This is a genomic window from Ensifer sp. MJa1, from assembly GCF_037026475.1.
Classification (GTDB): domain Bacteria; phylum Pseudomonadota; class Alphaproteobacteria; order Rhizobiales; family Rhizobiaceae; genus Ensifer.
Window position 1 is genome coordinate 311,314 of sequence record NZ_JAKUMO010000005.1, and the last position, 13,306, is coordinate 324,619.

A 13,306-nucleotide genomic window follows, 5' to 3' on the forward strand; every position below is an offset into this window, starting at 1 on the left:
CGAAAGTCGCTTCAATCGATTTTACTGTGGACTGGATGCAACACCCTTCCCGTGAACTGGTTTCACTTTCTGGTGGTGCCTCCCAAGCGAGGGGAGCAGCAATCACAAATACAATCTATAAGAGCAACGCGGCTGCTATACACTATGGGGCTGGGCGCCGTTGAGAAACAGTCTGTCGACAGGACGTGAACGCCTCGCAAGAAGATTGCGGCGAACGGCGTCTTTCTTTCCGCACATTACGTAAACTGCGGCTAAAATTCACAAACTTTGCATCGGGTGCGAATCGACGCCGATTCCCTTGGCACTTTGTCGATAAAAATTATCGACCTAAAACGTTGCAGGAGAATTCGCGAAAATGCCGAGCTTCCGTCATATGTCCGTCGCAAAGGCGACGAAAAGAATCGCAAACGAAATACAACCTATGGGATAGGTCGAATGCCGCTCTATAGATAAAGATGCAAACGGCCGCAGAATCCGCCTTGCCTTTGGGGGCGATTTGCACTTCTCTCCTGCGATCACAAACCCAAAACAAGGGGAAGGAGAGAAACAAAATGGCTTCATTCAAACTCAACCTGCGTGCTGCCGCGCTGATCGGCTCGCTGCTCATCGGAGCAAGCCCGGCACTCGCCGAAGCTGTCCTGCATCGCGGCAACGCAGGTGAGCCGCAGACGCTCGACCAGCACCACACTTCGATCAACATCGAAGCGTTCATCCTCAAGGACCTCTACGAAGGCCTGACGATCTATGACGCCTCGGCGAAGATCGTCCCGGGTGTCGCCGAAACTTGGGAGCTTTCTGACGACGGTACGGTCTACACCTTCAAGCTGCGTGCCGATGCGAAGTGGTCGGACGGTTCGCCGGTAACGGCTGAAGACTTCGTCTTCTCCTTCCGTCGCGTCGAAGATCCGAAGACCGCCGCCGGCTATGCCAACATTCTCTTCCCGATCAAGAATGCCGAGAAGGTCAACAAGGGCGAACTGCCGACGGACCAGCTTGGCATCAAGGCGATCGATGAAAAGACGGTCGAAATCACGCTCGAGCGTCCGACCCCGTTCTTCCTCGAACTGCTGGCGCACCAGACCGCACTTCCGGTCAGCAAGGCAAGCGTCGAAAAGAACGGCGCCGACTTCGTCAAGCCGGGCGTCATGGTCTCCAACGGCGCGTTCACCCTGTCCGCTCACGTTCCGAACGACAGCCTGACCGTCGTCAAGAACGCCAACTACTGGGATGCGGCCAACGTCAAGCTCGACAAGGTCATCTTCTACCCGATCGACGACCAGGCCGCCTCGGTTCGCCGTTTCGAAGCCAAGGAAATGGACCTCGTCTATAACTTCTCGGCTGACCAGATCGAGCGCCTGCGCACGTCCTACAGCGACCAGGTCCACGTGTCGCCGTCGCTTGCGACCTACTACTACGCCTTCGACACCCGTCAGGAGCCCTATAACGACGTTCGCGTCCGTCAGGCGCTCTCCATGGCTGTCGACCGCGACTTCCTCGCCAAGGAAATCTACGCCGGTTCGCAGCTCCCCGCCTACTCGATGGTTCCCCCGGGCATCGACAGCTATGGTGAGCCGTCCAAGGCCGAGTTCGGCACGCTCTCGCAGCTCGACCGCGAAGACAAGGCCATCGCCCTGATGAAGGAAGCCGGCTACGGTGAAGGTGGCAAGCCGCTCGATATTGAGCTGCGCTACAACACCAACCCGAACCACGAGCGTGTTGCAACCGCCGTCGCCGACATGTGGAAGAACACCTTCGGCGCCAAGGTGTCGCTGGTGAACCTCGATGTGTCCTCGCACTACGCCTACCTGCAGGAAGGCGGCAAGTTCAACGTTGCCCGCGCCGGCTGGCAGGCCGACTACGCGGACGCCGAGAACTTCCTGGCGCTCAGCGTCGGCTCCAACAAGACCTTCAACTACGGCCACTTCGAAAACGCCGAATTCGACGGCCTGATGAAGAAGTCCTACGACGAGCAGGATCCGGCAGCCCGCTCCAAGCTGATGCATGAAGCCGAAGCGCTTCTGATGAAGGAGCAGCCGATCGCTCCGCTGCTGACCCAGGCCGACCTTTGGCTGGTCGCCAGCCGCGTCAAGGGCTGGGAGGACAATGCTCCGAACGAGCACCTCAGCAAGTTCCTGAGCATCGCCGAATAACGAAAAGGAACGACGCGCGGTTTAACGGCCGCGCGTCGCCTCCGGAGTACGTCCATGATTTCCTTCATCCTTCGCCGATTGGCGAGTGCGGTGCCGACGTTGTTCATCGTCGTCACCATTTCGTTTTTCTTGATGCGGTTCGCCCCAGGCGGTCCCTTCAACCTCGAGCGTCCTCTTCCGCCACAGACGATGGCGAACCTGATGAAGACGTATCAGCTCGACCAGCCCCTTTGGCGCCAATACACCCATTATCTCAGCAATGCGGTGACCGGCGACTTCGGGCCGAGCTATGTCTATAAGGACAACAACGTCGCCGAACTGATCGGCAAGGGTCTGCCCTATTCGATGGAACTCGGCTTCTATGCGCTGCTTGTCGCGCTGATCGGTGGCGTCACTGCCGGTACGATCGCTGCACTCAGGCAGAACAGTGTTCTCGATTTCGCGATCATGTCGTTTTCGACAATTGGCGTTACGGTGCCCAACTTCGTCGTGGGACCGGTGCTGACGCTGGTTTTTGCGATCGTGCTTGCATGGCTGCCGGCGGGCGGCTGGGGTGACGGATCGCTTCGCTTCCTGATCTTGCCGATGATCGCTTTGGCCTTGCCACAGCTCGCCGTCTTTGCGCGCCTGACCCGCGGCTCGATGATCGAAGCGCTCCATACCGACCATATCCGAACCGCAAAGGCCTACGGCTTGCCCTCGCGAACGGTGGTGGTAACACATGCGATGCGCGGCGCCATGCTGCCGGTCGTTTCTTATCTGGCGCCCTGCGCTGCAGCCTTGCTGACCGGTTCGGCTGTCGTCGAGACGATCTTCACCATCCCGGGCGTCGGCCGCTACTTCGTCCTCGGGGCTATCAACCGCGACTACACGCTGGTGATGGGCACGGTCATTCTCGTTGCCATCTTCGTCATCGTCTTCAATCTCCTGGTCGACATTCTCTACGGCCTGCTCGATCCGAGGGTTCGCCATGACTGATATCGTCCAGACCCCGGCGGTCACGCCGGAAACCAAGGGGCGAAGCCTCTTCCAGCTCGCAGCCATGCGCTTCCGGCGCAACCGCGCCGCCATGGCCGGCTGCTTCATGCTGGCACTGATCGCGCTGTTCTCGTTCCTCGGGCCGCTGTTCGTTCCGCACACCTACGACCAGGTCTTTCCATCCTACGTGTCGATTTCCCCGAGCCTTGAACCGCGCCCGGATACCTCGACGCTTCAGGATGTGATGGAAGGGGTTGCGACCCGCGCCCGCGTCACGCTGAAGGAATTCAAGGTCGAAGGTGAAACCTTCACCGCGACAATCACGTCGGACCAGCCGATCGATGCGCGTGCAACGCGCTACTTCGACCGCGCCAACGAATTCCGCGACACCCAGGTGGTGGAAACTGCGGGCGACGGCCGGACGCTGAAGGTGACCGGTCAGGTCGACCGCGAATATTTCCCCTTCGGTACCGATTCCAACGGTCGCGACCTCCTGGTGCGCGTCATGCTCGGCGGCCAGATCTCGATCGCCGTCGGTCTGCTCGCCAGCCTCGTGTCACTTGGTATCGGCGTCGTCTATGGCGCAACATCGGGTTACATCGGCGGTCGCGTCGACAACGTCATGATGCGCCTGGTCGAAATCCTCTACTCTCTGCCCTTCGTCTTCCTCGTCGTCGTGCTCGTCGTGTTCTTCGGCCGCTCCTTCATCCTGATCTTCCTGGTGATCGGCGCGGTGGAATGGCTCGACATGGCCCGTATCGTGCGCGGCCAGACACTGGCGTTGAAACGCCGCGAATTCGTCGGCGCCGCGCAGGCTCTTGGTTTGACCGACTGGCAGATCATCCGCCGGCATATCATCCCCAACACGATCGGTCCGGTCATCGTTTTCGTAACCGTCGTCGTGCCGAAGGTGATCCTGCTCGAGAGCTTCCTCTCCTTCCTCGGCCTTGGCGTTCAGGCGCCGCTGACGAGTTGGGGCGCGCTGATCTCGGAAGGCGCAAACAACATCCAGTCGGCGCCGTGGCTTTTGATCTTCCCGGCCATCTTCTTTGTTCTGACGCTGTTCTCGCTGAATTTCGTTGGCGACGGCCTGCGCGACGCGCTCGACCCGAAGGATCGCTGACATGGCAGATACCAAGGAAACCATCCTGGCCGTGCGCGGCCTCAAGGTGAACTTCTCGACGCCAGACGGCACCGTCGAAGCGGTCAAGGGCATCGATCTCGATGTTCGTACCGGCGAAACGCTTGCAGTTGTCGGTGAATCCGGCTCCGGCAAGAGCCAGACGATGATGGGCATCATGGGCCTGCTCGCCAAGAATGGTGAAGTCACCGGCTCGGCCAGCTACCGTGGGCAGGAACTCGTTGGTTTGCCGCCGAAGGCGCTGAACCAGGTGCGCGGCGCCAAGGTCACGATGATCTTCCAGGAGCCGATGACCTCGCTTGACCCGCTCTACCCGATCGGTCGCCAGATCGCCGAGCCGATCGTCCATCATCGGGGCGGCACGTTCAAACAGGCGCGGGCGCGCGTGCTTGAACTGCTCGAACTGGTCGGCATTCCGGAACCGAAGCGCCGCATCGACAGCTATCCGCATGAGCTTTCGGGCGGCCAGCGTCAGCGCGTGATGATCGCGATGGCGCTCGCCAACGAGCCGGACCTCCTGATCGCCGACGAGCCGACGACCGCGCTCGACGTGACGATCCAGGCACAGATCCTCGATCTCCTGAAATCGCTGCAGAAGCGTTTCGGCATGGCGATCGTGCTGATCACCCACGACCTCGGCATCGTCAAGCACTTCGCCGATCGCGTCGCGGTGATGCGCCGCGGCGAAGTCGTGGAAAAGGGCACGACGGCGGATATCTTCGAACGGCCGCAGGCCGACTATACGAAGATGCTGCTTGCCGCCGAACCGAGCGGCCGCAAGGCATCTCCGGCCGACAACGCGCCAATCATCCTCGAGGGCCGTGACGTCTGCGTCGACTATCAGATCGGCGGCGGTCTCTTCCGGGGTGGCAAGTCGGTCTTCCGCGCCGTGGACAGTGTCAACCTGCGCCTGAAGGAGGGCCAGACGATCGGTGTCGTCGGCGAGTCGGGTTCCGGCAAGTCGACCCTTGGCCGCGCGCTGCTGAGGCTCCTGCCGAGCAGCGGCCACTACCGTTTCGGTACCACGGATATTTCCGGCTTCGACCGTGGCCAGATGCGGCCGCTGCGCAAGACGCTGCAACTCGTCTTCCAGGATCCCTACGGCTCGCTTTCACCGCGCCGGACCGTCGGTGAGATCATCACCGAAGGCCTGCACGTGCATGAGCCCGAGCTCAGCCGTGCCGACCGCGATCGCCGTGCTTCCGAAGCGCTGAAGGAAGTGGGGCTCGACCCGGCCTCGCGCAACCGCTACCCGCACGAGTTTTCGGGCGGCCAGCGCCAGCGTATCGCCATTGCCCGCGCGATGATCTTGAAGCCCAAGGTCGTGATCCTCGACGAGCCGACCTCGGCACTCGACCGATCGGTGCAGGGGCAGGTGATCGAGCTTCTGCGTGATCTGCAGCGCTCGCATGGCCTCTCCTACATCTTCATCAGCCACGACCTTTCCGTCGTGAAAGCGATGTCGGACTACGTGATCGTGATGAAGAATGGCAAGATCGTCGAAGAGGGCGAAACCGATGCCATCTTCGAAGCGCCGAAGCAGCCCTATACCAAGACGCTGATCGGCGCAGCCTTCAACGTCTAAGTTGCCCGGCGACAGCATTGGCGGGGACGCGAGCAATCGCGTCCCCGTTTTCATTTGTGCAATCGTGGTCCTGGCATTCGGCTCCCTCAGAGCTCGCCTTCGGCCGAAAAATCCGCGGCAACGAGCTTCTTGTCGAGACCGAATTTCTGCATCTTCTCATAGAGCGTCTTGCGCGAGATGCCGAGCGATTCATAAACCGGTTTCAGTGCGCCGCCATGCGCGGCGATGGCGCTGGCGATGAGCGCCTTCTCGTAGGCGGCGACCTTGTCGGCGAGACGGCCCCCGTTTTCTGATCTGGCCGTATCGTCTGGAGTTGAGTCGAGGCCGAGGACGAGACGTTCGGCAGCGTTGCGCAACTCGCGCACATTTCCCGGCCAGTCGCGCTCCGCCATTTCGGCGAGCATCGCCTGCGAAACCTCGACTTCGTCGCGACCGTAGCGCGCGGCGGATTCCCTGACGAGTTGCAGGAAGAGCAGCGGGATGTCGGCGCGACGCTGGGCGAGCGAGGGAACCCGAAGCGTTGCGACATTGAGCCGGTAAAGCAGGTCGGCGCGGAAGCGCCCTGCAGCGACCTCCTTTTCGAGATCGACCTTGCTGGTGGCGATGAAGCGCACGTCGAGCGGCACCTGTTCGTTCGATCCGAGCCGGGTGATGACGCGTTCCTGCAGGACGCGCAGGAATTTCGCCTGCAGATCGAAAGGCATCGAGCCGATTTCGTCGAGCAGGATGGTGCCACCGCGGCCATGTTCGAACTTGCCGTAGCGCGGCCTGATCGCGCCGGGAAAGGCGCCCGGCTCGTGGCCGAAGAGTTCACTTTCGATCAGGTTCTGCGGCAGCGCTGCGCAGTTGATGGCGATGAACGGACTGTTGGCGCGGGCGCTGAGATCGTGCAGCGTGCGGGCCAGCACCTCCTTGCCCACTCCGGTGTCGCCAATGATCAACGTGTCGGCATCGGCCGCACCGATCGCCCGGATGCGATAGCGCAGGTCGACCATCACCTGGCTACGTCCGGGCAGTCGCTGCTCGATATCGTCGCGCTTGCCCGCGACCGCCTTCAGGCGGCGGTTTTCGAGGACCAGCGCGCGCCAGTCGAGCGCCCGCCGGATGGTGCCGGCCAGCATCTGTGCGGCAAAGGGCTTTTCGACGAAATCATAGGCGCCTTCGCGCATCGCCCGGACCGCAAGCTGCACGTCGCCGTGACCGGTGACGAGGATGACAGGTAATTCGGCATCGATCTCGCGGATGCGCTGCAAGAGTGTCATGCCGTCCATGCCGGGCATGCGAATGTCGCTGATGACAACGCCGGGAAAACTGAAACTGATGAACTCAAGCGCGTGTTCAGCTGCGGCAAAGGCGTCGACGCGGAAGCCGGCGAGTTCCAGCGCCTGCGCGCTCGAGTGGCGCACATCCTCTTCGTCGTCGACGAGCAGGATCCGGCTCTCGATCATTCGGCAGCCTCCTGGGCATTGTCGGTGTCAGCGGCGAGCTCGATGCGGAATTCCGCCCCGCCCTCCGGTCGGTTGACGGCGGTAAGGCTGCCGCCGAAGTCCTTGACGATGTTATAGGAAATCGAGAGGCCGAGGCCTAGTCCCTTGCCGACGCCCTTGGTGGAAAAGAACGGATCGAAGATACGCTCGGCAATCGCCGGCGCAATGCCGGCACCCTGATCGCGCACGCTCAGGATGACCTTGTCGCCGTCGCGCCAGGCGCGAAGCCGGATGGTGCGGTCATCAAGCCCTTCAACAGCGTCGGCGGCATTTGAGATGACGTTGACCAGCACCTGTTGCAGGCGCACCGAACCGGCGCGCACGATGAGCGGCGTTTCGCCGAGGTCGATGTCAATGGTCGCCGAGGCCGCCTTCAGCCGAACGGCGACGATCTCCATCGTATCGCGCACGACTTCGTCTACGGCCACCGCTCCAAGCTTCTCGTTCGGCTTGCGGGCGAAGTTGCGCAAGTGCCTGCTGATGGCAGCCATGCGGTCGACGAGCCCGGAGATCCGCCGGATATTGTCGCTTGCTTCCTCCGAACGGCCGCGCTCGATCAGTAGCGTCGCGCTGTCGGCATAGGTCTTGGCGGCGGCAAGCGGCTGGTTGAACTCGTGCGAAAGCGCGGCCGACATCTGCCCGAGGCCCGCCAGTTTTCCTGCTTGAATGAGGTCGGCCTGCGTGCGGCGCAATTGCTGTTCCGTCAGCCGCCGCTCGGCGACTTCCTCTTCGATCTGGGCGTTGACGCGCGCAAGGTCGGCGGTGCGTTCGTCGACACGGCGCTCAAGTTCCGCCTGGGCTTCGGCCTGCATCGACAGGCGCTCGTTGAGACGCGCGCGCCTTTGCAGGATGATGGCGACGCCAAGGCCGGCAAGACAGATCAAGAGCAAGGCGGCAATGACTGACGTCAGCGCCTGCGTGCGGACGGAGGCGGTGTCGATGAGCACGTTCACGGTCCAGTCTGCGTCCGGCATCGACTGCGAAAGCATGAGATATTCGCGGCTCGAATTGCCGGAAGAGACCGTCAGGAAATGATGGTCAGACGAAACGCGTTCCGACACTGGAAGAGCGCGCAAGGTTGCATCGGCGTAGCGCCTCGACGCCTCCGTTCGCGCCAACCGCTCCGCCGTCAGTGGCAGGATGGACGAGTAGAGCCAATCCCGATTGCCGGACATGAAGATGATGCCTTCGGGGTCGGAAACGAAGATCTTGTACTCGCCGCCCTCCCAGGACGCCTCGATGCTTTCGACATCGACCTTGAACACCATGACGCCGCGAATTTCGTCGCCGACGCGGATCGGTGATCCGAAGAAGTAACCACGTTTCAGCGATGTTGTGCCAAGGGCGTAGAACCGCGATTCCTTGCCGCGCAGTGCCTCCTGGAAATAGGGTCTGTAGCTGAAGTTTTGGCCGACGAAACTCGTCGGTCCATCATAGTTGCTGGCCGCGATCGTATCGCCGTCGGGCGTGATCACATAGATGTCCGAGGAGTGGAGGAGGGCGTTGATGTCCTTGAGATAGGCATTGACCGTCTCCCTCAGGCGCCGATCGCGCGGACGGGTGACGAGTTCCTGGACATCTTCGTGGTCGGCGATCAGGGCGGGCAGCGCCTGATAGCGATTGAGATGGCCGTCGAGTGCAGTGACGGCAAGTCTGAGAGCGGTGGTTGCCTGTGCCGTGGCCTCCCGCATGTAACTGTCGGTCGCCACCGTGTGGCCTTGCCAAGCCAATACGCCTGCAACGAGCGGCAACAGGAGGAAACCAAGCACCAAGCGATATTTCACAGACTTGCGCGCCCCTCCTCGCGTCCATGTGACAACGTCCGGCAATCTTAAGCGTCGGTGCTGCCGGCCACAAGCATGCCGTGAGATGTTGACGAATTTCGGTCGTCGTCAACGGCATGTTGACAATGCGTTTGGCCGCAGCCGTCTTTCGTCGGCGGCCGGATGAGCGCATCTATGACGCAACGGAGCGCCCGGTGGCGCCGGAGAGAAAGGTTCAAGGCAATGCTCAATCAGATCAAGGGTCTGCATCACGTCACCTCGATGGCCGACGATGCGCGCGTCAACAACCAGTTCTTCACCAAGTCGCTCGGTCTGCGCCGCGTCAAGAAGACGGTCAACTTCGACTCGCCGGATGTCTACCATCTCTACTACGGCGATGAAGCCGGCACGCCGGGTACGGTCATGACTTACTTCCCTTTCCCGAACATGCCGCGCGGTCGCGCCGGCACGGGTGAAGTCGGAACGACGGTGTTTTCGGTCCCTGAAGGTTCGCTGGACTTCTGGCGCGATCGTCTGACCACGCTTGGCGTCTCCGGCCTCAAGGGCGAAGAGACTTTTGGTGAAAAGCGTCTGAACTTTGCGGGCCCCGACGGCGATGGCTTTGCACTCGTTGAAGTCAAGGACGACCAGCGTACCCCCTGGACCGAAGGTGGCGTCTCGGTTGAGCACGCCATCCGTGGCTTCCACTCTGCCGCACTTCGCCTTCGCGATGAAGGCGCGACGGCCGAACTGTTGAAGTTCATGGGGTATGAAGAGCTCGATCGCAAGGATGGCGTCACCCGCCTGATCGTGCCCGGCGGCAACGATGCCCGCGTGATCGACCTCGAGACGATGCCGAACGTCAACCGCGCGGCCCAGGGCGCCGGCTCGGTCCACCACCTTGCCTTCGCCGTCGAGAACCGTGAGAAGCAGCTCGAAGTGCGCAAGGCGCTGATGGACACCGGCTACCAGGTAACCCCGGTCATCGACCGTGACTACTTCTGGGCGATCTACTTCCGCACGCCGGGTGGCGTGCTGTTCGAGATCGCTACCAACGAGCCCGGCTTCGACCGCGACGAGGACCTTGCTCATCTCGGCGAGGCGCTGAAGCTGCCGCAGCAGCACAAGCACCTGCGTCCGATACTCGAAAGCCACCTGCAGAAGCTCGAAGGCTAATTCAGACTGAGACCAGCAGAGAGGGCTCGCCCCGGCGGCGAGCCTTCCGGATATTGGCTGATGCAAAACAGGAGACAACGATGGCCGATTTTGGCTACGTCCACAAACTGAAGGCCGGTCAGCCCGGCCAGCCCATCTTCTTCGTCTTTCACGGAACCGGTGGCGACGAAAACCAGTTCTTCACTTTCGCCTCCGAGCTGATGCCCGATGCGACGATCGTGTCACCGCGTGGCGATGTGTCCGAGTATGGCGCCGCGCGCTTCTTCAAGCGCACGGGCGAGGGCGTCTACGACATGGTCGACCTTGCGCGGGCGACCGAAAAAATGGCGACCTTCGTCAAGGCGCTCGCCGCAGAACATGGCGCGTCTGAGGTGATCGGGCTTGGCTATTCCAATGGCGCGAATATCCTTGCCAATGTGCTGATCGAAGAGGGCGTCTTTGACAAGGCGGTGCTCATGCATCCGCTTATCCCGTTCCGGCCGAAGGACAATGCCGGGCTCAAGGGACGTCGGGTCCTGATCACCGCCGGCGAGCGCGATCCGATCTGCCCGGCGCCGTTGACACAGGCGCTCGCCGACTATTTTCAGGGGCAGGGTACTTCGACCGAAACCGTATGGCATCCGGGCGGGCATGACATCCGCCAGAACGAGATCGCTGCGATCGCGCCATTCGTCAAAGGCTGAGACCTATTCCAGCCTGCGGCGGAAGAGCCATGAGGCGGCCGAGAGGGTGACGACGGCGATCACGCACAACGGGATCGTCTGGCGCACCACCTCGGCTGCCGGTATGTCCTTGAGGAACACACCCTTCACGATCACCAGGAAGTAGCGCAGCGGATTGACGTAGGTGATCGGCTGCAGCCACGAGGGCATGTTTTCAATCGGCGTCGCGAACCCGGAGAGCAACATCGCCGGCACCATGAACAGGAAGGCGCCGAGGATCGCCTGCTGCTGGGTCATCGACAGGGCCGAGATGAACAGGCCGAGGCCGACAACCGAAGCAAGATAGAAGATCGAGCTGCCGTAGAGCAGCAGGAGCGAGCCGCGCAGGGGCACGGCAAAGATGAAGACGGCTGCCAGAATATAGATGGTGATGTGGAAGAGGCCGATCATCATCGGCGGGATGAGTTTGCCGATCAGGATCTCGTGGGTTCGAAGCGGCGAGACCATCAACTGGTCGAAGGTACCGAGCTCACGCTCGCGGGCGATCGACAAGGCCGTCACGATCAGGCCGATCAACAGCGCGATGCTGGCGACCAGGTTCGGGACCATGAACCACTGGTAGGTCAGGTTCGGATTGAACCAGTTGCGTGCAACGACGGCGATCGTCTCGGACGCCATTCGCTTGCCGGCGGGCGTCTCGGCGGCCAGGGTTCCGACGATGCGACTGATGTAACCGGAGACGATCTGCGAGGCGTTGGAGCGGCGGCCGTCGAGGATCACTTGAACCTCCGCCGGCGCTCCCGCCTCGATGTCGCGCGAGAAAGTGGGGCTGATCTCGATCGCTGCGATGACGCGCTGGGTGTCGATCGCAACGCGCACCTCGTCAGGGCTGTCGGTGAAACGGATGCTGCGGTATGTCGGCGATCCGTCGATCAGTTCCACGAGCTCCTGGCTCCAATGACCGTCGTCACGGTTCAGAACCATGACGTCCACATTCGTCACCTCAAGTGTTGCCGCGTAGGAAAACACCAGGAGCTGGAGGATCGGCGGAACGATCAGGATGGTGCGTCCCTTGGGATCGCGCAGCACCGCGAGCAATTCCTTGACGATCAGCGCCTTCAGTCTTGTCCACCACATGTCAGCCAATCCTCTTGCGGGTGCTGCGGGCGGCCAGCGCGAAGAACACGCAGCCAATCGCAAGCATCACGGCGATGGCGCGGGTGAACATCGGCCAGATGTCACCGGCGAGAAACACGGTTTGCAGGCTCGGGATCAGGTAGCGGGCCGGCACGATGAAGGTGATCCACTGAATGACCGTCGGCATCGAATTGATCTCGAAGAGGAAGCCGGAGAGCAGGAAAGCCGGCAGGAAGGCGGAGATCAGCGCGAGCTGCGAGGCCAGGAACTGGTTCTTGGTCGCCGCCGAGATCAGTAGCCCCTGGCCAAGGGCCGGCATCAGGAACGTTGCCGACAGGGCATAAAGTGCGGCGACCGAGCCTCGGAAGGGCACGCCGAAAAGGAAGACGGCGAGCAGCACGCAGAGCGTCATCGAGGTGAGGCCGAGAATGAAATAGGGCAGCAGCTTACCGGCAAGCAGCTCTGCCGCCGAGACCGGTGTCGCCATCATCGCCTCCATGGTGCCGCGCTCCCATTCGCGGGCAACGACGAGCGATGTCAAAAGCGTCCCGACAAGCGTCATGACGATGGCGATCGAGCCCGGAACCAGGAAGTTTCGGCTGGTCAGTTCCGGATTGAACCAGAAACGCTGCTCAGCGGAGATTGCCGGCGGGCGACCGGAGCCATCGCTCAGTTGCTGGCGCTCCCAATTGGCAACGGTCGCCTGGGCATAGTTCTGCACGAAATTCGCGGTGTTCGGGTCCGAGCCGTCGACAAGAACCTGAAGTGCCGGGTGCCTGCCGGCTGCGTGGTCGGCGACGAAGGTCGCGGGAATGACGACGATGCCGCGCAGACGACCGAGCACCAGGTCGTCCTCGAAATCACGCCGATCGCGGCCCACAACCACCTTGAAATAGCGCGACGCCTGAAAACCGGCGGCGAGGTCACGCGTCAGCGGCGTATCTTCTTCGACCACGAGGCCGATGCGGGTCTGCGTGGTGTCGAGCGAGACGCCGTAGCCGAAGAGGAACAAAAGGATCATCGGCAGCACGAACGCGATCAGGATGCTGCTTGGATCGCGGACGATCTGATAGCTTTCCTTGCGGACGAGGGCTGCAAAACGCCGGGCACGGCCGCTGCTTGTATTGGTGGAGGGTTGAGCGGTCATGCGGCCTTACCTCTTTTCAACGCGCCCGCGTGGATGAGAAGCTGCCCGGGCGCAGGTGATGCGGATATGGTTGTCATGCT

Annotated in this window: 10 protein-coding genes; 6 read left to right on the forward strand and 4 right to left on the reverse strand. The window is 61.7% G+C overall.

Going from position 1 to position 13,306, the window contains the following annotated elements; translation table 11 throughout:
* Positions 1-551: 551 nt before the first annotated feature.
* Genes MKZ91_RS09965 through MKZ91_RS09980 form a run of 4 tightly spaced genes read left to right on the forward strand, consistent with a single transcriptional unit; the run spans position 552 to position 5,854 of the window.
* Positions 552-2,150, forward strand: coding sequence for a peptide ABC transporter substrate-binding protein (locus tag MKZ91_RS09965; protein ID WP_336170525.1), 1,599 nt, complete (start codon positions 552-554; stop codon positions 2,148-2,150).
* A gap of 54 nt (positions 2,151-2,204) precedes the next feature.
* Entirely contained in the window at positions 2,205-3,128 is a 924-nt protein-coding gene (gene oppB, locus MKZ91_RS09970; RefSeq protein WP_336170527.1) for an oligopeptide ABC transporter permease OppB, read from the forward strand.
* Positions 3,121-4,251 carry an ABC transporter permease gene (locus MKZ91_RS09975; protein ID WP_336170530.1) on the forward strand — a complete coding sequence of 377 codons (1,131 nt, stop codon included), beginning with the start codon at positions 3,121-3,123 and terminating at the stop codon, positions 4,249-4,251. Before oppB ends, MKZ91_RS09975 begins: the two co-directional genes overlap by 8 nt.
* A 1-nt stretch (position 4,252) precedes the next feature.
* Entirely contained in the window at positions 4,253-5,854 is a 1,602-nt protein-coding gene (locus MKZ91_RS09980) for an ABC transporter ATP-binding protein (protein WP_336170532.1), read from the forward strand.
* Between the two features lie 86 nt (positions 5,855-5,940).
* Here MKZ91_RS09980 and MKZ91_RS09985 read toward each other — a convergent pair whose 3' ends face one another.
* Complete coding sequence (locus MKZ91_RS09985) at positions 5,941-7,302, reverse strand: sigma-54-dependent transcriptional regulator (RefSeq protein WP_336170534.1); 1,362 nt, start codon at positions 7,300-7,302, stop codon at positions 5,941-5,943.
* Positions 7,299-9,125, reverse strand: coding sequence for a sensor histidine kinase (locus MKZ91_RS09990; protein ID WP_336170535.1), 1,827 nt, complete (start codon positions 9,123-9,125; stop codon positions 7,299-7,301). Before MKZ91_RS09990 ends, MKZ91_RS09985 begins: the two co-directional genes overlap by 4 nt.
* Before the next feature lie 222 nt (positions 9,126-9,347).
* On the opposite strand from MKZ91_RS09990, the gene MKZ91_RS09995 reads away from it, so the two are divergent.
* Positions 9,348-10,280 carry a VOC family protein gene (locus MKZ91_RS09995; protein ID WP_336170537.1) on the forward strand — a complete coding sequence of 311 codons (933 nt, stop codon included), beginning with the start codon at positions 9,348-9,350 and terminating at the stop codon, positions 10,278-10,280.
* Between the two features lie 80 nt (positions 10,281-10,360).
* Positions 10,361-10,963, forward strand: a complete 603-nt coding sequence (locus tag MKZ91_RS10000) for an alpha/beta hydrolase (RefSeq protein WP_336170539.1) — start codon at positions 10,361-10,363, stop codon at positions 10,961-10,963.
* A gap of 3 nt (positions 10,964-10,966) precedes the next feature.
* On the opposite strand, the gene MKZ91_RS10005 is transcribed toward MKZ91_RS10000, so the two are convergent.
* Together MKZ91_RS10005 and MKZ91_RS10010 are read right to left on the reverse strand one after the other, a co-directional pair.
* Positions 10,967-12,079, reverse strand: coding sequence for an ABC transporter permease (locus MKZ91_RS10005; RefSeq protein ID WP_336170542.1), 1,113 nt, complete (start codon positions 12,077-12,079; stop codon positions 10,967-10,969).
* 1 nt (position 12,080) lies between these two features.
* Positions 12,081-13,226: an ABC transporter permease gene (locus MKZ91_RS10010; protein WP_336170544.1), complete on the reverse strand. Its 1,146-nt coding sequence runs from the start codon at positions 13,224-13,226 to the stop codon at positions 12,081-12,083.
* Positions 13,227-13,306 lie beyond the last annotated feature (80 nt).